18 protein-coding genes are annotated in these 21684 nt (G+C 60.6%); 6 read left to right on the forward strand and 12 right to left on the reverse strand.

The genetic code is table 11. From position 1 onward, the window contains the following. Positions 1–155 precede the first annotated feature (155 nt). Together ACYZUM_RS06795 and ACYZUM_RS06800 are read left to right on the forward strand one after the other, a co-directional pair. Positions 156–1250: a catalase family peroxidase gene (locus tag ACYZUM_RS06795; RefSeq protein WP_108182293.1), complete on the forward strand. Its 1095-nt coding sequence runs from the start codon at positions 156–158 to the stop codon at positions 1248–1250. Next, positions 1247–1792 carry a cytochrome b gene (locus ACYZUM_RS06800; RefSeq protein ID WP_108182294.1) on the forward strand — a complete coding sequence of 182 codons (546 nt, stop codon included), beginning with the start codon at positions 1247–1249 and terminating at the stop codon, positions 1790–1792. The genes ACYZUM_RS06795 and ACYZUM_RS06800 overlap by 4 nt, the downstream gene beginning before the upstream one ends. Here ACYZUM_RS06800 and ACYZUM_RS06805 read toward each other — a convergent pair. The 3 genes from ACYZUM_RS06805 to ACYZUM_RS06815 all read right to left on the reverse strand — a co-directional run bounded on the left by ACYZUM_RS06805 (position 1789) and on the right by ACYZUM_RS06815 (position 5109). Next, a complete protein-coding gene (locus ACYZUM_RS06805; protein WP_108182295.1) occupies positions 1789–2988 on the reverse strand; it encodes an MFS transporter in 1200 nt (399 codons plus the stop codon). The genes ACYZUM_RS06800 and ACYZUM_RS06805 overlap by 4 nt on opposite strands. 148 nt (positions 2989–3136) lie before the next feature. Continuing rightward, on the reverse strand, positions 3137–4288 hold the full coding sequence (locus ACYZUM_RS06810; protein ID WP_108182296.1) for a M14 family metallopeptidase: 1152 nt from the start codon (positions 4286–4288) through the stop codon (positions 3137–3139). Between the two features lie 482 nt (positions 4289–4770). Continuing rightward, positions 4771–5109 carry a DUF6124 family protein gene (locus tag ACYZUM_RS06815; RefSeq protein ID WP_108182297.1) on the reverse strand — a complete coding sequence of 113 codons (339 nt, stop codon included), beginning with the start codon at positions 5107–5109 and terminating at the stop codon, positions 4771–4773. A 131-nt stretch (positions 5110–5240) separates the two neighbouring features. On the opposite strand from ACYZUM_RS06815, the gene ACYZUM_RS06820 reads away from it, so the two are divergent. After that, positions 5241–5900 (forward strand): LexA family protein, encoded by a 660-nt coding sequence (locus tag ACYZUM_RS06820; protein ID WP_086794635.1) that lies wholly within the window; start codon positions 5241–5243, stop codon positions 5898–5900. 39 nt (positions 5901–5939) lie between these two features. On the opposite strand, the gene ACYZUM_RS06825 is transcribed toward ACYZUM_RS06820, so the two are convergent. The 4 genes from ACYZUM_RS06825 to ACYZUM_RS06840 form a co-directional block, all read right to left on the reverse strand. Next, a complete protein-coding gene (locus ACYZUM_RS06825; protein ID WP_108182298.1) occupies positions 5940–7889 on the reverse strand; it encodes an acetyl/propionyl/methylcrotonyl-CoA carboxylase subunit alpha in 1950 nt (649 codons plus the stop codon). Further along, positions 7889–8704 carry a gamma-carboxygeranoyl-CoA hydratase gene (locus ACYZUM_RS06830; protein WP_108182299.1) on the reverse strand — a complete coding sequence of 272 codons (816 nt, stop codon included), beginning with the start codon at positions 8702–8704 and terminating at the stop codon, positions 7889–7891. Before ACYZUM_RS06830 ends, ACYZUM_RS06825 begins: the two co-directional genes overlap by 1 nt. A gap of 120 nt (positions 8705–8824) precedes the next feature. Further along, positions 8825–10432: a carboxyl transferase domain-containing protein gene (locus ACYZUM_RS06835; RefSeq protein ID WP_041068786.1), complete on the reverse strand. Its 1608-nt coding sequence runs from the start codon at positions 10430–10432 to the stop codon at positions 8825–8827. 12 nt (positions 10433–10444) lie between these two features. Further along, positions 10445–11608 carry an isovaleryl-CoA dehydrogenase gene (locus tag ACYZUM_RS06840; RefSeq protein WP_108182300.1) on the reverse strand — a complete coding sequence of 388 codons (1164 nt, stop codon included), beginning with the start codon at positions 11606–11608 and terminating at the stop codon, positions 10445–10447. Positions 11609–11968: 360 nt separating this feature from the next. Here ACYZUM_RS06840 and ACYZUM_RS06845 point away from each other — a divergent pair, with 360 nt between their 5' ends. Continuing rightward, the gene (locus tag ACYZUM_RS06845; protein WP_108182301.1) at positions 11969–13666 is read left to right on the forward strand and encodes an AMP-binding protein; all 1698 of its coding nucleotides are present in this window, start codon (positions 11969–11971) and stop codon (positions 13664–13666) included. Positions 13667–14269: 603 nt separating this feature from the next. On the opposite strand, the gene ACYZUM_RS06850 is transcribed toward ACYZUM_RS06845, so the two are convergent. The 3 genes from ACYZUM_RS06850 to ACYZUM_RS06860 all read right to left on the reverse strand — a co-directional run bounded on the left by ACYZUM_RS06850 (position 14270) and on the right by ACYZUM_RS06860 (position 16845). Continuing rightward, complete coding sequence (locus tag ACYZUM_RS06850) at positions 14270–15169, reverse strand: hydroxymethylglutaryl-CoA lyase (RefSeq protein WP_108182302.1); 900 nt, start codon at positions 15167–15169, stop codon at positions 14270–14272. Positions 15170–15307: 138 nt separating this feature from the next. Further along, complete coding sequence (locus tag ACYZUM_RS06855; RefSeq protein WP_108182303.1) at positions 15308–15718, reverse strand: MerR family transcriptional regulator; 411 nt, start codon at positions 15716–15718, stop codon at positions 15308–15310. A 197-nt stretch (positions 15719–15915) separates the two neighbouring features. Next, positions 15916–16845 (reverse strand): LysR family transcriptional regulator, encoded by a 930-nt coding sequence (locus ACYZUM_RS06860; RefSeq protein ID WP_041075049.1) that lies wholly within the window; start codon positions 16843–16845, stop codon positions 15916–15918. A 157-nt stretch (positions 16846–17002) separates the two neighbouring features. Between ACYZUM_RS06860 and ACYZUM_RS06865 the strand changes: the two genes are divergently transcribed. Next, positions 17003–18232, forward strand: coding sequence for an acyl-CoA dehydrogenase (locus tag ACYZUM_RS06865; RefSeq protein ID WP_041075051.1), 1230 nt, complete (start codon positions 17003–17005; stop codon positions 18230–18232). Between the two features lie 145 nt (positions 18233–18377). Here the strand turns inward: ACYZUM_RS06865 and ACYZUM_RS06870 are convergent, their stop codons facing one another. Both ACYZUM_RS06870 and xthA read right to left on the reverse strand, forming a co-directional pair. Next, positions 18378–19712 (reverse strand): substrate-binding domain-containing protein, encoded by a 1335-nt coding sequence (locus ACYZUM_RS06870; RefSeq protein WP_108182304.1) that lies wholly within the window; start codon positions 19710–19712, stop codon positions 18378–18380. Positions 19713–19874: 162 nt separating this feature from the next. After that, complete coding sequence (xthA, locus tag ACYZUM_RS06875) at positions 19875–20687, reverse strand: exodeoxyribonuclease III (protein ID WP_108182305.1); 813 nt, start codon at positions 20685–20687, stop codon at positions 19875–19877. Between the two features lie 327 nt (positions 20688–21014). Here xthA and ACYZUM_RS06880 point away from each other — a divergent pair, with 327 nt between their 5' ends. Continuing rightward, the gene (locus ACYZUM_RS06880; RefSeq protein ID WP_086794616.1) at positions 21015–21665 is read left to right on the forward strand and encodes a GNAT family N-acetyltransferase; all 651 of its coding nucleotides are present in this window, start codon (positions 21015–21017) and stop codon (positions 21663–21665) included. Positions 21666–21684: the final 19 nt, after the last annotated feature.

Consider the following 21684-nt stretch of genomic DNA (forward strand, 5'->3'; position numbering starts at 1 on the left):
TTTCTGCTAGTCACTACGCTGTGGACTAGGGGAGACGTCTGCCGTGCGAGGTTATTCCACGTTCGGAAAAATAAATACCGGGCCATGGAATAAATCCCGCTGGGGTGCGTCTTGCTGATTCTTCCTACTTGTGGCCGATGGCCCTGGAGTTATTCATGGTTGATCGCACTTCACCGCCGGGCAGGCCGTCGCGCCCACCCTTGAGTGCCGCGAGCACAGTGTTGCGTCTGACGGCGATTGCCGTGGTAGTTGCCGCTGTCGCCGGGGCGTTTGCCTACGTGCACGGTAACCTTGACCCACAACGTCTGACGCCCAAGGCGCTGGTCGATGTGCTGGAGAAAAACAACGGCGTGCATCCCGGTTTCCGTCGCAACCACGCCAAAGGCGTATGCGTGATCGGGCATTTCGAGAGCAGCGGCGAGGCGCGGGCGTTTTCTACCGCGCAGGTGTTCAACGAGGCGCGGACTCCGGTGGTCGGGCGCTTCGCATTGCCGGCGGGCAATCCCTACGCCCCGGACAGCAGCGTACCGATTCGCAGTCTGGCGCTGCGTTTCAGTCAGGCCAACGGTCAGCAATGGCGCACCGGGATGAACAGCATGCCGGTGTTCCCGGTCGGCACGCCCGAAGCGTTCTATCAATTGCAGCAGGCGCAGTCGCCGGATCCGGTCACGGGCAAACCGGACCCGTCGAAGGTGCCGGCATTCTTCGCCGCGCACCCGGAAGCCGTGCCGTTCCTGACGTGGGTGAAGACCGCCAAACCCTCGGCCAGCTATGCCACCGAAACCTACAACAGCGTGAATGCGTTCTATCTGGTCAGCGCCAGTGGGCAGAAGCAGGCGGTGCGCTGGAGCGTCACGCCACTGGCGCGCGATGCCGCCGGAGCAACAGCGCCGGAGGGCGCGGATTTTCTGGAAAAGGATTTGGTGCAGCGACTGGCCGAAGGGCCGTTGCGCTGGCAGTTGAACATCACCTTGGCCAACCCCGGTGACCCGGTGAACGATGCAAGCAAAACCTGGCCCGACGGCCGCAAGGTGATCAACGCCGGCACGCTGGTTCTGGAGAAAACCCAGCCGCAGCTCAGCGGTGAATGCCGTGACATCAATTACGATCCGCTGGTGCTGCCCGCCGGTATCGAAGGCTCCGACGACCCGTTGCTCGCTGCGCGTTCCGCCGGTTACGCCGATTCCTACCTGCGGCGTACCAGTGAAGTCAGCCAACTGCCCGCCGCCAGACAGGAGGCTCGCCCATGAGCACGCAACCGACTCATTTCGCGCTGTTGGCGCGGCTCCTGCACTGGCTGATGGCGCTGATGATCATCGCTATGTTGTTCATTGGCGCCGGCATGGTCACTTCGGTTTCACAGCGGCATGAATGGTTGATTCACCTGCATAAACCGCTGGGGATTGCGATTCTGCTGTTGGTAGTCGTGCGCCTGTTGGTACGTTTTTCCACCCGACAGCCACCACTGCCAGCGGATCTGCCGGGTTGGCAAGTGATGGCGGCCAAGGCGTCGCATGTGTTGTTGTACGCCTTGATGCTGGTGCTACCGGTGCTCGGTTGGGCGATGATCAGTGCGTCGGGGGAGCCGGTGATGCTCAGCAATACCTTGCAATTGCCGTCGATTTTGCCGGCCGATGCGCAGGTGTTTGCCATGTTGCGCAAGGCGCACGGTTATCTGGCGTACCTGTTGTTCCTGACCGTGCTGTTACACCTGGCGGCGGCGCTGTTCCACGGTTGGGTGCGCCGCGACGAGGTGCTCGACAGCATGTTGCGCGGTCGCGAGCGCGATTAACCGGCCTGTGTGGCGCACCGCTGCGGCGCGCCACTTTTCAGGGTCAGCCACCAGTAACCCAGCGCCAGCGCATTGATAGCGGCGCCGAGCAGGCAGACACCGCTCCAGCCGGCCCACGCGTATGTCGCCGTGGAAAGGATTGAGCCCACGGCGCTGCCAATCGAGTAGAACAGCATGTAGCCGGCAGTGAGGCGGCTTTGCGCTTCGGGGCGCACGCTGTAGATCATGCTCTGGCTGGTGACGTGTACGGCCTGCAAGCCCAGATCCAGAGTGATCACCCCCAGCAACAGCGCCCACAGCGAGGACTGGGTGAGAGCGATCGGCAGCCATGAGGCGAGCATCAGCAGCAGCGACACACCACTGACCCATTGGCCCAGACCGCGATCGGCGAGATGTCCGGCGCGTGCTGCAGCCAGTGCCCCGGCGGCGCCGGCCAGTCCGAACAGGCCGATTTCGCTGTGGGACAACGACAGCGGCGGGGCGGCCAGCGGCAGTACCATCGGCGTCCACAGGACCATGGCGCTGGCGAAGGTCAGCAGGGCGAGGATTGCCCGTTGTCGCAGCACCGGCTCTTGTTTGAACAGGCGGAACACCGAGACGATCAGCGCGCCGTAAGCGCTGGACGGTTGCGCGGACTCACGCTTGGGCAGGACGCGCAACAGTAGAAGGGCCATCAGCAGCGTCAGCCCCGCCGACAACAGATAAATCGCCCGCCAGCCGGCCAGATCAGCCATGGCACCGGCCACGGTACGGGCGAGCAGAATACCGACGACGATGCCGCTGGTGACCACGCCGACCACGCGACCGCGCTGCGCCGGGATGGCCAATGTCGCGGCGTAGGCCACCACCACTTGCGTCACCACCGCGAGCAAACCGGTCAACGACATGCCGAGCAGCAGCCACAGACTGTTGGGAGCCAGCGCAATCATCAGCAGGGCGACTGCCGAGAGCAGGGTCTGGGTGACGATCAGTCGGCGTCGGTTGAGCAGATCGCCGAGGGGCACCAGCAATACCAGACCGATGCCGTAACCGATCTGCGTCAAGGTCATGACGATACCGATGCTTGCCGGTGACATGGCGAATGCGTCGGCCATGGCGTCCAGTAGCGGCTGCGCGTAATACACGTTGCCCACGGCCAGACCGCAGGCAATGGCGAACAGCAGCACCACGCTGCTTTTGAGCGGTTGAGGTTGCATGCCCTGATTCCTTTTTGGGTTTCAAATTAAAACCAGAATCAAAGTAAGCATTCTGGTTTTAATTTGCAACCTTGTTGGTCATGGCGTGTGATTGCGCAAAAAAAGATCGCAGACAAAGCTGCGATCTTTGGGTGGAGCGGGGGAGGGATCAGCGCAGAGTGTCGATCATGTCTGCGATCGTGGTCAGCACGTCCTTGCCCAACTGTTTCGAGCGTTTGCCCGACCAGCCCGTTTCTTTGTTCGGGTGGTCATCGTGATCCTTGAACGGCATTTCCAGTGTCAGCGACAGGCAGTCGTATTTCTGGCCGACCGCGTTGCAGGCCAGGGTCATGTTGGCCTGACCCGGTTCGTCGCGGGTGTAGCCATATTGGGTCTGGAAGTCTTTCGTGGTGTGCTTGAGGTGCGTGCGGAAATGCTCTTCGAGCTTCTCGATGCGCGGCGTGTAACCCGGGTTGCCTTCGCAACCGGCGGTGAACACGTGGGGAATTTCTTCATCACCGTGTACGTCGAGGAATAGATCGACGCCGTACTTTTCCATCTGCTGTTGTACGAAAAGTACCTCTGGGCTGATTTCCTGACTGGCGCTCTGCCAGGCGCGGTTCAGGTCCTGGCCCATGGCGTTGGTACGCAAATGACCGTGGAAGGCGCCGTCCGGGTTCATGTTTGGCACCAGATACAGATCGGCGCTGGCGAGCAGCTTGTTCAGCACCGGATCGTCGTGGCGTTCCAGGCGCTCGATCACGCCTTCCATGAACCATTCGGCCATGTGCTCGCCCGGGTGCTGTTGCGCGATGATCCAGATTTTGCGCTGGCTCTCGGCACCGCTGCCCTTGCGCAGTAACTGAATGTCACGCCCTTCGACGCTCTTGCCGGTGGCCAGCAGTTCGGTGCCGGCCTTGGTCAGCGCCTGCTCGATCAACCAGTCATGACGACCGCGGCTGTAGGGTTCGAAGTAGGCGAACCAGGCGTGGGTTTGTTCGGCTTCAAGGCAAAAGCGCAGGCTGTCACCTTCGAAACTGGTGGGAATGCGGAACCAGTTGACGTGGTCGTAGGAAGCGACAGCCTGATAGCCGGTCCAGGCCTTGTTGTAGGAGGACTGGCTGGCGTTGACCAGGCGAAACCAGTGCTCTTGATGAACATGCAGGCCGCTGGCTTTGAAGTGGAACCATTGAAAATGCGCGCTGCGGGTATCCGGGCGGATGGCCAGAACCGGGTTGAGCGGATTGGAGATGTCGATGACTTGGATGTTGCCGCTGTCGAAGTTGGCGCTGATGTCGAACGAAGATTTGGCCACGGTCATAATCGATTCCTGAATATGATTTTTATGGCGGCTACTTTACACGCAAGGCTGAGGTGAAACCGAGGGAAATTGCGGCTTGCGGTAGGGGGGCGTCTTCCGTGACGCGCAAGCAGCTTAGAGACTGTGCGATTGATTCTCAAGTGCCAATTGTCATTGGTTTGCCCCAATCTGGCCGGGCCAGGCTTGCCAAGCGATATTCTTTTGATATTATCCGCGCCATCGAATTTGCAGCACCCACAGACTTCATTAGCCTGAAGCCATAAGCCCGAAAAACGGGCAAAAAAAGACCCGGCAAAAAGCCGGGTCAAAAACCGTGATTAGCCTGATGAGGAGATAGTCCAGAAGACCGACCTAAGGTCTCTGGTCCATCGACTGATCTCGCGACCAGTTGCTTGCAATAATAATCATTATCATTTGCAAGTCAAACGTTTTTATCTGCGCGATTGGAAAATTCTTTCCTGTCCGTTCATTTCCCGTGTTCGTCAGAGCTGCTCGCCATCAATCGAATGGTCGACCATCGCTCGCGCCATATCCACCATATGCACCACCGAAAAGGCCAGGTCACGGCTTGCGCCCTGCAGGTTTTCGGCTGCCTTGAAGGCGGTGGCCGCTGCGCAACGCAGCAGATCCGGCGCATGCACCAGCGCCTCCTCGCCGCTGAGATGGCGTTTCACGTCAAAAAAACGCTCATCGACCTCGGGTTCTGACACAGCTGGTTTCAAGTAATAATCCAGCGCTCGCTGCGCTGCCGCGTTGCCTTGAGGGGAGGTAAACGTGGTGTCCATTTGCAGATCGGGCAAGTCTTTGCTGCTGATATTCATGGTGAAGGGTCACTCCTTGTTCGATTGGAAGTCCGTGCTTTCAGGATAGTACGATGCGTAGTTGTGACCAGAATTTAAATACTACAATATGTGTTTTGCCGGCCGAAGGCGGGGCAAGTAAGGTGCCGCACATGGATAAATGGATTGAGTTGGTCAAGGCCAAGATGAGTGAACTCAAAATCACTCAAACAGAGCTCGGAGAGCGCGTCGGCATGTCCCAGGGCGGCATCGGCCATTGGCTGAACAAACGCCGCGAACCGGGCATCACCCAAATGAACCGCGTGTTGCAGGCGCTGGGCATGGACTTCCTCGAAGTCGTGCTGGTGATCCGTGAACCGCAGGAAGCGGCGGATGACGAAATGCCATTGGCACAGAAGTACAACCCGTACTTCCGCTACCCGGTCAGTGACTGGTCCACCTCGTGCGAAATCCGCGAGAGTGCAGCCACAACCTATGCTCCGACGCAGGACAAGCAGCGCTTCGAACTGACGGATTATCACGCCCGTGGTGCGGCGTTCTGGCTGACGGTGGCGGGGGATTCCATGACCGCACCGACCGGCCAGAGCATTGCCGAGGGCATGCTGATTCTGGTTGACCCTGAGGTGGAAGCGCTGCCAGGCAAACTGGTGATCGCCCAGTGGCAAGGCTGCGATGAAGCGATCTTTCGCAAGCTGGACGAAGAGGGCGGCCAGCGTTATCTGGTACCGCTCAATCCGACCTGGCCCAAAGCCTTGTTCACCGATGAGTGTCGAATCATTGGCGTAGTGGTTCAGGCCACAGCGCGTTTCTAGCCAGATCGATCCTCGTTCGGCGCAGGATCGATCCTCTGGCTACAAGGCTTCCAGTTCAACCAAAGCGCTGCCTTCGCTGACCATTTCGCCTTCTTGGCAATACAGCGCTTTGATCACTCCCGCATGGGGCGCGCGAATGCTGTGCTCCATCTTCATCGCCTCCAGCACCACCAGTTGCGCGCCGGCCTCGACCGATTGCCCGGTCTCTACCAACACCCGCACGATGCTGCCGTTCATGGGCGCAGTCAGACCGCCCTGATGGCTGTGGCTGGCGTCGACGGCGCTGATCGGGTCGTAGGTCTGAATACGCCGTAACTCGCCGTCCCATTGCAGGTGCAGCGAATCGCCCTGGCGAATGGCGCGCAAGGTGCGGCGCACGCCGTCGCGCTCGACCACCAGCGTTTCACCGCAAAGTCGGGCGTGGCTGGTGATGCCCAGCGTCAACGCCCGGTCTTGGCCCTCGCAGCTCAAGTGCAGAGTGATTTCCGCCGGCAGGCCCGCGCGCAAACCACGGTTCAAGGCCCACGGCGATCCCGGATCATCTTCCCGAACAGCGCTCGGCAAACCCTGTGCGAAAGCCTGTGCTGCGGTTTGCCAGAACTCATCGCTCAACTCCCTCGGAGCAGGCAGCAGCGTTTCCTGATAACGCGGAATAAACCCGGTATCCAACTCCGCATCGGCAAATGCCGGATGCGCGATGATCCGCCGCAGGAAGTTGATGTTGGTCTTCAAACCGCCGATCGCGAACTCATCGAGCATGCTCAACAGCCGCAGCCGCGCCTGCTCGCGATCTTCGCCCCAGGCGATCAGCTTGCCGAGCATCGGGTCGTAGAACGGCGAAATTTCATCGCCTTGCTCGACACCGCTATCGACCCGACGCCCTGGTCCCGCAGCCGATTCACGATACAAATCCAGACGCCCGGTGGCGGGCAGGAAATCATTCGACGGGTCTTCGGCATACAGGCGCACTTCAATCGCATGGCCATTGAGCGGCACTTGATCCTGGGTGATCGGTAACGCTTCGCCGCGCGCCACACGAATCTGCCACGCCACCAGATCGAGTCCGGTGATCGCTTCGGTGACCGGGTGCTCGACTTGCAGGCGCGTGTTCATCTCCATGAAGAAAAATTCGCCACGCGCATCCAGCAGGAACTCCACGGTCCCCGCGCCGACGTAACCAATCGCCTGCGCCGAACGCACCGCCGCTTCGCCCATGGCGCGGCGCAGCTCCGGGGTCAGGCCCGGGGCCGGGGCTTCTTCGACGACTTTCTGGTGCCGGCGCTGAATCGAACAATCACGCTCGTTGAGGTACAGGCAGTTGCCATGCTGATCGGCGAACACCTGAATTTCCACGTGGCGCGGTTTGAGCAGGTATTTCTCCACCAGCATTCGCGAATCGCCGAACGACGACTGCGCCTCACGCTGCGCCGAAGCCAGGGCTTCGGCCAATTGGCTGACGTCCTCGACCACTTTCATGCCTTTGCCACCGCCACCGGCCGTGGCCTTGAGCAGCACCGGATAGCCAATACGTGCGCAGGCATCGCGGAAGGTATCGATATCCTGCGCCTCGCCGTGATAGCCCGGCACCAGCGGCACGCCGGCGGTTTCCATCAACGCCTTGGCCGCCGATTTGCTGCCCATCGCGTCGATGGCCGAGGCGGGTGGACCGAGGAAAATCAGCCCGGCTTGTTCAATGGCGCGGGCGAAGCCGGCATTCTCCGACAGAAAGCCATAACCCGGATGAATCGCCTGCGCGCCGCTGGCCTTGGCCGCCGCGATCAGTTTGTCGATTTGCAAATAGCTGTCAGCGGCTTTGCTGCCACCGAGATCAACGCGGACATCCGCTTCCCGGCTGTGCCGCGCTTCGCGGTCGATGGCGCTGTGCACGGCGACGGTGGTCAGGCCCAGCGCCTTGGCGGTACGCATGACCCGGCAAGCGATTTCGCCACGGTTGGCCACCAGCAGGGTGGTGAGAACAGGTGCGCTCATCAACGCGGCTCCTTGGGGGTGGTTGCAGCTTGCCAGCTTGGCGGGCGTTTTTGCAGAAAGGCGCGCAAGCCTTCCTGGCCTTCAGGGCTGACGCGGATCCGGGCGATGGCGTTTTCGGTGTAGCGGCGCAGCGCCGGGGTCAGTGCGCCGTTGCCGACTTCGCGCAGCAGATCCTTGCTGGCGCGCATCGCGGCGGGACTGTTGAGCAGCAGGTTGTCGATCCATTGTTCGACGGCTTGATCAAGCTCGGCGACCGGGTAGCTCTCGGACAACAAACCGATTTCCCGCGCACGCTGCCCGCCGAAACGTTCAGCCGTCAGGGCGTAGCGACGCGCAGCCCGTTCGCCGATGGCCTGCACCACGAACGGACTGATCACCGCCGGGGCCAGGCCGATGCGCACTTCCGACAGACAGAACTGCGCGTCATCGCTGCCAATCGCCATGTCGCAGCAACTGATCAGACCCAGCGCGCCGCCGAACGCCGCCCCTTGCACCACGGCCACGGTCGGGACTTTCAGCTTGGCGAGGTTGTACATCAGCTCCGCCAGTTCCCGGGCGTCGTCGAGGTTGGTGTGGTAATCGAGCTCGGCCGATTGCTGCATCCACGCCAGATCGGCGCCGGCGCTGAAGTGTTTGCCGCGTCCGCGCACCAGCAGGAAACGCAGGCTGGCATCGCTGGCCACCTTGTCCAGCGCCAGAATCAGTTCGCGGATCATTTCGGCGTTGAACGCGTTGTTCTTTTCTTCGCGGCTCAGCCACAGGGTCGCGAAACCCCGTGGATCGCTCTGCAATTCGAGGGTGTTGAAGTCGCTCATATTCTTCCGTCTCCACGGTTCTTGTGGGAGCGAGCCTGCTCGCGAAAGCGGTGTATCAGTCGAAGTATCCGGAGCTGACAGACCGTCTTCGCGAGCAGGCTCGCTCCCACAAAAAAAGCATCACATCCGGAACACGCCGAAGCGGCTCGGTTCGATAGGCGCGTTCAGCGACGCGGACAAGGCCAGAGCCAGCACGTCACGAGTCTGCGCCGGGTCGATGACGCCGTCGTCCCACAGTCGTGCGCTGGAATAGTAAGGGTGACCCTGCTCTTCGTATTGGTCGAGGATCGGTTGCTTGATCTCGGCTTCCTGCGCGGCGCTGAAGGCCTGCCCGCTGCGTTCGGCCTGCTCGCGCTTGACCTGCACCAGCACGCCCGCTGCCTGCTCGGCGCCCATTACGCCGATGCGCGCATTCGGCCACATCCACAGGAAACGCGGGTCGTAAGCGCGCCCGCACATGCCGTAGTTACCGGCGCCGAAGCTGCCGCCGATGATCACGGTGAATTTCGGCACCTTGGCGCAGGCCACCGCCGTCACCAGCTTCGCGCCGTGCTTGGCGATGCCGCCGGCCTCGTATTTCTGCCCGACCATGAAGCCGGTGATGTTCTGCAGGAACAGCAGCGGAATGCCGCGCTGGCAGGCCAGTTCGATGAAGTGCGCGCCTTTTTGCGCGGCTTCGGCAAAGAGGATGCCGTTGTTGGCGAGGATCGCGATCGGGTAGCCGTGCAGGTGCGCAAAACCGCAGACCAGCGTGGTGCCGAACAGCGCCTTGAATTCATCGAACACCGAGCCGTCGACCAGCCGCGCAATCACTTCGCGCACGTCGAATGGCTGTTTGGCGTCGGCCGAAACCACGCCATATAACTCGTCGCTGGCGTACAGCGGCGCAATCGGCGTGCGCTGCTGCACTTCGCCGAGCTTGCGCCAGTTGAGGTTGGCGACGCTGCGGCGGGCGAGGGCGAGGGCGTGTTCGTCGCTCTCGGCGTAATGGTCGGCCACGCCGGAAATCTTGCAGTGCACATCGGCACCGCCGAGGTCTTCAGCGCTGACCACTTCACCGGTCGCGGCTTTCACCAGCGGCGGACCGGCGAGGAAGATGGTTGCCTGATTGCGCACCATGATCGCTTCGTCCGCCATCGCCGGCACATAGGCGCCGCCAGCGGTGCACGAGCCCATGACCACGGCGATCTGTGGAATGCCCATCGCGCTCATGTTGGCCTGGTTGAAGAAGATCCGGCCGAAGTGCTCGCGATCCGGGAACACCTCGTCCTGACGCGGCAGGTTGGCGCCGCCCGAGTCCACCAGATAAATGCATGGCAGGCGATTTTGCTGGGCGATCGTCTGGGCGCGCAGGTGTTTCTTCACGGTCAGCGGGTAGTACGAGCCACCTTTCACTGTCGCGTCGTTGGCGACGATCATGCACTCGACGCCTTCCACGCGACCGATCCCGGCAATCACGCCAGCGGCGGGAACGTCTTCGCCATACACCGCGTGCGCGGCGAGCTGGCTGATTTCCAGAAACGGCGAGCCCGGGTCCAGCAGGCGATTGATCCGCTCACGTGGCAGCAATTTACCGCGCGAGGTGTGCCTTTCCTGGGCTTTCGCGCCGCCACCTTGCGCCACGTGGGCGAGCAGGGTGTGCAGGGCGTCGACCTGTTCGAGCATTGCCGCGCTGTTGGCGGCGAACTCCGCTGAACGGGGGTTGAGCTGGGTATGCAGGATAGCCATGGACAGCTCCGTTTAGCGGGTTTCGTTGAACAGTTCGCGGCCGATCAGCATGCGCCGGATCTCGCTGGTGCCGGCGCCGATTTCGTAGAGCTTGGCGTCACGCAGCAGGCGGCCGGCCGGGAATTCGTTGATGTAGCCGTTACCGCCGAGAATCTGGATCGCGTCGAGGGCCATTTGCGTCGCGCGTTCGGCGGTGTAGAGGATCACCCCGGCGGCGTCCTTGCGCGTGGTTTCGCCGCGCTCGCAGGCCTGGGCCACTGCATACAGGTAGGCGCGGCTGGCGTTGAGCTGGGTGTACATGTCGGCGACTTTGCCCTGGATCAGCTGGAACTCGCCGATGCTCTGGCCGAACTGCTTGCGGTCATGGATGTACGGCACGATCAGGTCCATGCACGACTGCATGATCCCGGTCGGGCCGCCGGACAGCACGACGCGCTCGTAATCGAGACCACTCATCAGCACTTTCACGCCACCGTTGAGCACGCCGAGGATGTTTTCTTCCGGCACTTCGACGTCATCGAAAAACAGCTCGCAAGTGTTGGAGCCGCGCATGCCGAGCTTGTCGAACTTGTTGCTGCGGCTGAAGCCTTTCCAGTCGCGTTCGACGATGAATGCAGTGATACCGTGCGGCCCTTTTTCCAGGTCGGTCTTGGCGTAGATCACGTAGGTGTTGGCGTCAGGGCCGTTGGTGATCCAGGTCTTGCTGCCGTTGAGGACGAAACGGTCGCCGCGTTTATCGGCGCGCAATTTCATCGAAACCACGTCGGAACCGGCGTTCGGCTCGCTCATGGCGAGGGCGCCGACATGTTCGCCGCTGATCAGCTTGGGCAGGTATTTGCTTTTTTGTTCGTGGTTGCCGTTGCGGTTGATCTGGTTGACGCAAAGGTTGGAATGCGCGCCGTAGGACAGCGCCACCGAGGCCGAACCGCGGCTGATTTCTTCCATCGCCACCACGTGCGCCAGGTAACCCAGACCCGCACCGCCGTACTCTTCCGGCACGGTGATGCCCAGCAGGCCCATGTCGCCGAACTTGCGCCACAGGTCGGCCGGGAACAGGTTGTCGTGGTCGATCTGCGCGGCGCGTGGGGCGATCTGATCGGCGACGAAGGACTGAACCTGATCGCGCAGCATGTCGATGGTTTCACCGAGGGCGAAATTCAGGGATGGGTAGCTCATGGGTCACCTTTTGGCTTTTTTGTAGGGTGGGGAGGGCAGTCGAACGGCTCTCACCTTTACGTTAACGTAAGCCTGCGCTGGTTGGCTGTCAATCACCCTTTACGTTAACGTCAACTTGAGCGAGAGTAAGGGCATCTCAGGATTGAAAGCGGACTGCTTTTTTGTGGGCGCGAGCTTGTGTGGCGAGGGGATTTATCCCCGATGGTTGGCGAAGCCGACCCAAAACCTGTGAATGCGGTTCGACAGGAAAAGCTGAGGGTACGCTTCGCACACCATCGGGGATAAATCCCCTCGCCACAAAGGCCACCCGCAAAAAAGTGAGCTCCGGTAAACCCACTAATAAAGACAATAGGGGTCGTCATGGATCAACCCAGTGCAAACCCGCAGCGCAGCTATACCCGAGGCTCCCAGGACAAAGCCTTGCTGGCGATGACCATCGGGCAGAAGTTCGATGAGACCGTCGCGCAGTACCCGGACGGCGAGGCGCTGGTGGTGCGCCACCAGCAGTTGCGTTACACCTGGCGGCAACTGGCCGATGCGGTGGACGTGCATGCCAGAGCGCTGCTGGCGCTGGGTTTGCAGGCCGGTGACCGGCTCGGCATCTGGGCGCCGAACTGCGCGCAGTGGTGCATCACACAGTTCGCCACCGCGAAGCTCGGCGTAATCCTGGTCAACATCAACCCGGCCTACCGCAGCTCCGAACTCGAATACGTACTCAAGCAATCCGGTTGTCAGTGGCTGGTCTGTGCGGGAGCGTTCAAGAGCTCCAACTATCACGGCATGTTGCAAGGCTTGCTGCCGGAACTGGTCGAGCAATCCATCGGCGAACTGCGCAGCGAGCGCCTGCCGGAATTGCGCGGGTTGATCAGCCTTGATGCACAGCCGCCTTCGGGTTTTCTCCCGTGGTCGCAACTGGCAGATCTGGCCGCCAGTGTCTCTGCCGAACAATTGCGTGAACGCAGCGACAGCCTGCACTTCGACCAACCCGTCAACATCCAGTACACCTCCGGCACCACCGGTTTCCCCAAGGGCGCGACCCTCAGTCACTACAACATCCTCAACAACGGTTACATGGTCGGCGAGAGCATCGGTCTGACCCCGGACGATCGCCTGGTGATCCCGGTGCCGCTGTATCACTGCTTCGGCATGGTCATGGGCAACCTCGGCTGCATCACCCACGCCAGCACCATGATCTACCCCAACGACGCGTTCGACCCGCTGCTGACCCTGCAAACTGTCGCCGAAGAACAAGCCACCGGCCTGTACGGTGTGCCGACCATGTTCATCGCCATGCTCGATCAGCCGCAGCGCTCCGAGTTCGACCTGTCGACCCTGCGCACCGGGATCATGGCCGGTGCCACCTGCCCGATCGAAGTGATGCGGCGGGTCATCAGTGAGATGCACATGAGCGAAGTGCAGATTGCCTACGGCATGACGGAAACGAGCCCAGTGTCACTGCAGACCGGGCCAAACGATGAGCTGGAGCTGCGCGTGACCACTGTCGGCCGAACTCAGCCACAGCTGGAAAGCAAGATCATCGACGAGGCCGGTAACCTGGTGCCGCGCGGCACCATCGGCGAACTCTGCACCCGTGGTTACAGCGTGATGCTTGGTTACTGGAGCAACCCGCAAGCCACCGCCGAAGCTATCGATGAGGCGGGCTGGATGCATACCGGCGACTTGGCGAGCATGAACGATGAGGGTTATGTGAATATCGCGGGGCGTAACAAGGACATGATTATTCGCGGGGGCGAGAACATTTACCCGCGTGAGCTGGAAGAGTTTTTCTTCACTCACCCGGCGGTGGCAGACGTACAGGTGATCGGCATTCCGTGCTCGCGTTACGGTGAGGAGATCGTCGCCTGGATCAAATTCCACCCCAGCCACCATGCCTCCGAACTGGAACTGCAGACCTGGTGCAAGGAGCGCATCGCGCACTTCAAGACGCCGCGTCATTTCAAGTTTGTGGAGGAGTTTCCGATGACGGTGACGGGCAAGATCCAGAAATTCCGGATGCGTGAGATCAGTATTGAGGAGTTAAAAACAATCGAACGGTAACCACCACCCCTGTGGGAGCTGGCAAGCCAGCTCCCACAGGGATGTTCGGGAATTCGGGAATTGCAGAAAGCACAAAGGGGAGCCGAAGCTCCCCTTTAATTTTGTCGTCGCGTGCTCTTTTTTATTATTGAGGGGCGGTCTGTTGTTGTTTTTGGCAACCGTGGCCCTTTACCGCTGTTTTTGGCGACCCCCATCCGGGGTCAAGAGCAAACGTATTTTTTTGAGCGCTGATCTGCTTTCTCGTTAAACGATCCAACCGATTCGGGCGCTACCTGAAGGTAGTTTTATTGTTCTCTGCCCGGTTGCGGGTCATTCCGAGGAACACCCTGAAAAGCACACCTTCTCCAAAAAAATCTGTTAGCTGCGTCTCTGCCGTGTTGTTTTTGTTATGTCAGAGTCGGTACGTCTTATTTTTATTGGTTTGCTGCTTTTTATTCTTGTTATGCCATAGAGATAGCAGAAGCCGTGCCAACTTTTTAAAACTCTTTTAAATCAATGGCTTGAGATTTTTGAAGGATTTTTCCTTCAGGCAAAACCAGACAATTTGTTTCCGTGTTACTCGACTATGCCCACGTTTCAGACACCGCGGTAACACCTTCGCCCTCACTGGGCGTTACGGGCCTTGGCCACACGCGAACCGCTCGGGCGACCGAGCACCGCGCTGATCTGCTGACCCGCCGCAATCAGGGCGTCCAGGTCGATACCGGTCTCGATGCCCAGACCGTTGAGCAGGTACACCACGTCTTCGGTAGCGACGTTACCGCTCGCGCCTTTGGCGTACGGGCAGCCGCCCAGGCCGGCAATAGAGCTGTCGAACACCGCAATGCCTTCCAGCAGACTGGCATAGATGTTGGCCATGGCCTGGCCGTAGGTGTCGTGGAAGTGCCCCGCAAGCTTTTCCCGTGGCACTTGCGCCGACACCACTTCGAACAACCGACGGGTCGCGCCTGCGGTGCCGGTGCCAATGGTGTCGCCGAGGGACACTTCGTAGCAGCCCATCGCGTACAGTTCACGCGCAACCATCGCCACTTGTTCCGGCGCGACCTCGCCTTCATAAGGGCAACCCAGCACGCAGGACACGTAACCGCGCACGGTAACGCCATGCTGTTTCGCGGCTTCCATGATCGGTGCAAAGCGCGCCAGGCTTTCGCTGATCGAGCAATTGATGTTGCGCTGCGAGAACGCCTCGGATGCGGCGGCGAATACCGCAACCTCTTTCACACCCGCCGCCAGCGCATCTTCAAAACCGCGCAGATTGGGCGCCAGTGCACCGTAGATGACGCCGGGCTTGCGCTGGATCTGCGCGAACACCTCGGCCGAACCGGCCATTTGCGGCACCCATTTCGGCGAGACAAAACTGCCGACTTCTATATAGCCGAGGCCGGCGGCGCTCAGGGCGTCGACCAGTTGTACCTTGTCAGCCACGCTGATCGGTTGGGCTTCGTTCTGCAGACCATCGCGCGGGCCGACTTCGATCAGGCGTACTTGGGAGGGGAGGGACATGGGATTGACCTGTTGTAATTGTCTGAAGTCTTCGAAGATGCCCCTGTGGGAGCGAGCCTGCTCGCGAGCGATCTGTCATTCAACATCTTTGGTGATTGACCTGGTGCATTCGCGAGCAGGCTCGCTCCCACAAGGGATTTATTTGGACCACTGAACTGATTGCTGGCCCTTGAGCGTCTGCTCCAACGCCTGCACGCAGCGTTCTTCCGCGGTGTCGAGTTCCAGCTTCATCTGTTCGATGTCGAGCAGCTGCTGCTCGAGCTGTGCCCGGCGCTCGCTGATTTTCGCCAGCATGCTGTTGAGCTGTTTGGTGTTACCGCTGGACGGGTCGTAGAGCTCGATCAATTCGCGGCATTCGGCGAGCGAGAAACCAATGCGCTTGCCGCGCAGGATCAGCTTCAGACTGACCTTGTCGCGCGGTGAATAGATGCGTTCCTGGCCACGGCGCTCAGGGCTGAGCAGGCCTTGCTCTTCATAAAAGCGGATCGCCCGGGTGGTGATGTCCAGCTCGCGGGCGAGGTCGGAAATGCTGTAGGTCTGGCTACTCATGAAAGCGCTCGAAAGAAGGTCTTGGCGCTAAGCTAATGGCGAGTTGACGTTTACGTCAAGGTTCAAAATGTGTGGCGCCAGTGCTGGCCTCTTCGCGAGCAGGCTCGCTCCCACATTCGGTCGTGTTTCTTCAGATGGAACGCGATCAACTGTGGAAGCGAGCCTGCTCGCGAAGAACGAAAACGCGGTAGCCAGCCTTACACCTTATCGAGCTTCTTCTCCTGCGCCGCCACTTGCTGGCACAACTCGATGATCTGCTCACGCATCCAACGGTTGGCTGGGTCCTGGTCGGTGCTCTCATGCCAGTAAAGGTGAGTCTCCACCGGCGGCACGTCGTTGACTGGAAGGTTGAACGCATGCAAGTCGTTGCGCCGGGCAAAACGCTCGGGCACGGTCATGACCATATCGGTCTGCTGCATGACCTGCGACGCCATCAAGTAATGCTGCGAGCGCAGGGCGATCTTGCGCTGAATGCCCATTTTCCCCAGGGACAGATCGACATAGCCCAGACCGCTGCGGCGGCTGGAGATGTGGATATGTGTCAGCGACAGGTAATCGTCGAGGCTGAGTTTTTCCTTGCCCGCCAGCGGATGACCCTTGCGCATTGCACAGACGTAACGGTCTTCCATCAGCTTGACGTGACGCACTTGCGGATCGGTGTTGAGCGGCGCATCCACGGCGAAATCCAGACGCCCGGCCGCCAGTTCCTTGGTGGTTTCACGGCGTTTGGACAGGAAACTCTCGATGATCACCGTCGGCGCCAGACGCCGCAAACGCTGGAACAGCGGCGGCAGAATCACCGCCTCCGTCAGGTCGGTCATGCTGATGCGGTAAGTCTTCACCGCCTGCGCCGGGTTGAAAATCCGGCTCTCTTGGACCGACACCCGCAGTAGCGACAGCGCGTTGCGCACCGGGCCGATGATGTTCTGCGCCATCGGCGTCGGCACCATGCCCTGAGCGGTGCGCACGAACAGCGGGTCATTGAAGGTTTCGCGCAACCGCGCCAGCGCGTTGGACACCGCCGGCTGGGTAATCCCGACAATCTGCCCGGCGCGGGTCAGGTTGGCTTCGGTGTAGATCGCGTCGAAGACGATGAAAAGGTTGAGGTCGACCTTACTCAGATTCATTACGCGGCTTCTCTTGTTCTAGGGGCTGACGATCAGCGGATCATATATCGGTGATGAATGTTTATACATGCCGAGAATAGGCTAGGTAAATTATCAGCGCTGTTCTAGCATCGATTGCATGATCTGAACAACCTCTGCCCATAGAAGGTAATTGCTCATGGATTTCGCTTATTCGCCCAAGGTGCAAGAACTGCGTGAGCGCGTGACCGCGTTCATGGACACTTACGTTTACCCGGCCGAAGCCGTGTTCGAACGCCAGGTTGCCGAGGGCGATCGCTGGCAGCCGACCGCGATCATGGAAGAACTCAAAGCCAAGGCCAAGGCTGAAGGTCTGTGGAATCTGTTCCTGCCGGAGTCGGAACTCGGCGCCGGGCTGACCAACCTGGAATATGCACCGCTGGCTGAGATCATGGGCCGTTCGCTGCTCGGGCCAGAGCCGTTCAACTGCTCGGCGCCGGACACCGGCAACATGGAAGTGCTGGTGCGCTACGCCAACGAAGAACAGAAACAGCGCTGGCTCGAACCGCTGCTGCGCGGCGAGATCCGCTCGGCGTTCGCCATGACCGAACCGGACGTGGCCTCGTCTGACGCGACCAACATGGCCGCCCGTGCCGTGCGTGATGGCGACGAGTGGGTGATCAACGGCAAGAAGTGGTGGACCTCCGGCGCTTGCGATCCGCGTTGCAAGATCCTGATCTTCATGGGCCTGAGCAACCCCGACGCACCGCGCCATGCCCAGCACTCGATGATCCTCGTACCGGTCGACACCCCCGGGGTAAAAATCGTCCGTCCGCTGCCGGTGTTCGGTTACGACGATGCACCGCACGGCCACGCCGAAGTGCTGTTCGACAACGTGCGCGTGCCGTACGAAAACGTGCTGCTCGGTGAGGGAAGAGGCTTCGAAATCGCTCAGGGTCGCCTTGGCCCGGGCCGCATTCACCACTGCATGCGTTCGATCGGCATGGCCGAGCGCGCACTGGAATTGATGTGCAAACGTTCGGTGAGCCGCACCGCGTTCGGCAAACCATTGGCGCGTCTGGGCGGCAACGTCGACAAGATCGCCGACTCGCGGATGGAAATCGACATGGCGCGCCTGCTGACCCTGAAAGCGGCGTACATGATGGACACCGTGGGCAACAAAGTGGCGAAGAGCGAGATCGCACAGATCAAGGTTGTCGCGCCGAACGTCGCGCTGCGGGTGATCGACCGGGCGATCCAGATCCATGGCGGGGCCGGGGTGTCGAACGATTTCCCGCTGGCCTACATGTATGCCATGCAACGCACCCTGCGCCTGGCCGACGGCCCGGACGAAGTGCACCGCGCGGCGATTGGCAAGTTCGAGATCGGCAAGTACGTGCCGAAGGAAATGTTGCGTAGCGAGCGCTGATCCAGTACCGCGTCATCGTTCATCGCTGGCAAGCCAGCTCCCACAGGTTTGTTTGGTGTTCACAAACTTTGTGTTCACTGGAAATCTCTGTGGGAGCTGGTTTGCCAGCGATGACGTAAGCAGGTTCAACACATCAACATCAGATTCAGTACACCCAAACCTCAACCCGCCGATTCTTGATCCTGCCTTCATCCGCACTGTTCGCCGCCACCGGCATCAGCGCGCCAAACCCGCGCACCTCGCGCATCACCACGCCGTTTCTCACCAGTTCGCGACGCACCGCCATCGCCCGCAGTTTCGACAGCAGGTCGGCCCGTGCCGGGTCGTCTTTCTCGTCGCCAAACCCCACCAGCGTCACCGCGCGCTCGGTCTTGGCGTGGCGCTTTATATAGTCGAGCACCCGCGCCAGATCCTGCCGCGCCTTGTTGTCGAGGCTGGCGCTGCCTTCCTCGAAACGGAAATTCACCGTCAGACGCTGGGCGTGGCGGCTGAGGGATTGATAACCCTCGGGCATCAGCGCATTCGGGGTGACGGTCATCGCGTGCACGGTCTGGCTGATGAAACCGGTGGCCGCGACAATCTTCTGGCCCTGTGGGCTTTGCGCAAACGCCACCAGCGCCGATGCCCACGGATTCTGGTTGCTGGGCGGCAAATAAAAGAACAGGCGCCGCGACAGCGGATAGTCCTCGGTGGCAATCAGGCTGTTGAGCGGCAACATCGACTGCGATGCGCCGTCAGCGATGGCCACGGCTTTGGCCTGGCGCACATACGGCAGGCCGATGAAACCGATACCCTGCGGATCGTTGCTCACCGCATCGGACAATTGCTCGCTGGATTCGAAGCGTTTCGCACTGGAACTCAGGTGTTTTCCACGGCGACCCAGCACCAGTTCCTTGAACGTGTCGTAGGTACCGGACTGATCATCCCGCGCATATAAATGAATCGATCCGCCGTGCCCGCCGACATCTTCCCAGGTTTTCACCTCACCGCTGAAGATCCGCGCCAGTTGCTCGGTGTCCAGTTGCTGCAGGGGGTTGCCGGGATGAAGGATGATCGCCAAGCCGTCGATGGCGATCACTTGCTCGGCCTCAGCGCTTTTCAGGTCGCCGAGCGCTTCCAGGTTGAGCAGTTCGCTGTCCTTGATTGGGCGTGAGGAGGCGGCGAGGTCGGCGCTGGCGGTTTTCAGTGCGGTGAACCCGGTGCTGGAACCATGGGCGGCGACTTCAATCACCACCCGTTGGCCTTGCGCAGTCTGAGCCACGATGTGTTGTTCGTTGGCGTTGTCGGGGTTTTCGCGGTGAATCTTCAGCAGACCCTGCTCTTGCAGAAAACCTTCGACCAGCGCCGGGCCGAGATCGGCGCCGATGGTGTTGGAACCCTGAATGCGCAATGCCGGGCCGTTTTCGGGGACGGGCAGGGTGGCGGCACTGACCGTCAGCCATGCACTCGACAGAAAAGCGAACAGAACACGCAGGGTCATGCCGGCACCGAATCAGGCCAAGGGGATTGCCGGGGAGATTAAGTCAGGTGCATGACCAAAACATGACAGATCAAAAGATCGCAGCCTGCGGCTGCTCCTGCATTTGGAATGCGTTCCCTGTAGGAGCTGCCGCAGGCTGCGATCTTTTGATTTAGAGGTATATCAGCTCAACTCAAGCCAGATCGGCGCATGATCCGACGGTTTTTCCATGCCGCGCAGTTCATAGTCCACGCCCGCATCCTTGACCCGTGGCAGCAAGCCATGGGAGGCGAGGATCACGTCGATGCGCAGCCCGCGCTTCGGTTCGTCTTCAAAACCACGGCTGCGATAGTCGAACCAGCTGAACATGTCGGTCACGTCCGGGTTCAGGTGCCGATAGCTGTCGGTCAGGCCCCAGTTTTTCAGGCGGGCCATCCACTCGCGCTCTTCCGGCAGGAAGCTGCATTTGCCGGTTTTCAGCCAGCGCTTCATGTTGTCCGGGCCGATGCCGATGTCGCAGTCCTCCGGGGAAATGTTCACATCGCCCATCACCACCAGCGGCTGTTCGTTGTGGAACTGGCTTTCCAGCAGGGTTTGCAGGTCGCTGTAGAAGCGCTGCTTGGCCGGGAACTTGGTTGGATGGTCGCGGCTTTCGCCCTGCGGGAAGTAGCCGTTCATGATGGTCACCGGCACGCCATTGGCGTCGGCGAAGGTGCCCCAGATGAAGCGCCGCTGGGCGTCTTCTTCATCGCTGGCGAAGCCTTTGTGAATCGCGATCGGCTCACTGCGCGAAAGCAGGGCAACGCCGTAATGGCCTTTCTGACCGTGGAAATAAACGTGATAACCCAGCGCACGCACTTCTTCCAACGGGAATTGGTCGTCGTGGACCTTGGTTTCCTGCAGGCCGATCACGTCCGGCTGATGCTTTTCGATCAGCGCTGCCAGCTGATGCGGACGGGCGCGCAGTCCGTTGATGTTGAAGGAAACGATCTTCATGGTCGGCAGTCCTGGCAAAAGGGCGATGCTAGCTGACATGTGGGATGGGGGCCAGTGTGGGGTAAGCAGATTCCCTGTGTTCTGTCAGATGTGTGCTGTCTGTAGGGGCCCCATCGCTGGCAAGCCAGCTCCCACAGGTTCAATGGTGTTCACATATTTTGTGTGCGACGCAGGCACTGTGGGAGCTGGCTTGCCAGCGATGAGGCCCGCCCGGTCGATGAAGATCCGGAGTTGGTCTATACCTGTGGGGAACTGCGCCACCTGCAACAGGTTCGTACCATCAAGAGCGCAGTCATTTGCGCTGCGCCCCGGGGGAGAATCACCGTCATGCCTGAAACCCAGACTGCCATCGCCGACATCCACATGCTCGACCGCGGTTACTCGCGCGAAGCCCGATCGTTGCTGTATCAGGCGTACCGCCACGAGCCGACCTTCGGTTACTTGTTCGAGGCCGAGCGGCCGGGCTACGAGCAGCGCGTACGGGCCACGGTGCGTGAGCTGGTCAAGCAGCATTTCCTGCAGGACCTGCCGGCCATCGGTCTGCTGGTCAACGACCGCCTGATCGGGATTGCCCTGATCGCACCGCCGCAACGGCGTCTGGGGATCACCGAGAGCTGGGCGTGGCGCCTGCGCATGGTGCTCAGCACCGGTTTCCGGTGCACCCGGCGTTATCTGGCCTATCACGATGCGGTGGCGGCGTGCGTGCCCAGCGACTCGGTGCACATGTTGCCGCTGCTGGGAATCCACCCGCAGTTTCAAGGTAAACATTTCGGTGAGCAGTTGCTGACGGCGGTGCACAACTGGTGTGCGGTGGACGAAACCTCGCAAGGCGTCGTACTCGACACCGGCAACCCGCGTTACCTGGAATTCTATAAACGCCAGGGCTACGAAGAGATTGGCGAAGTGGCCGTGGGCCCGGTGCGTGAACACGTGTTTTTCCACGCCAATCCGCAGGTGTTACAAACTGCAACAGCATAGCAATCGAACTTCTTCGGAA

Source organism: Pseudomonas sp. m6p (assembly GCF_055760375.1).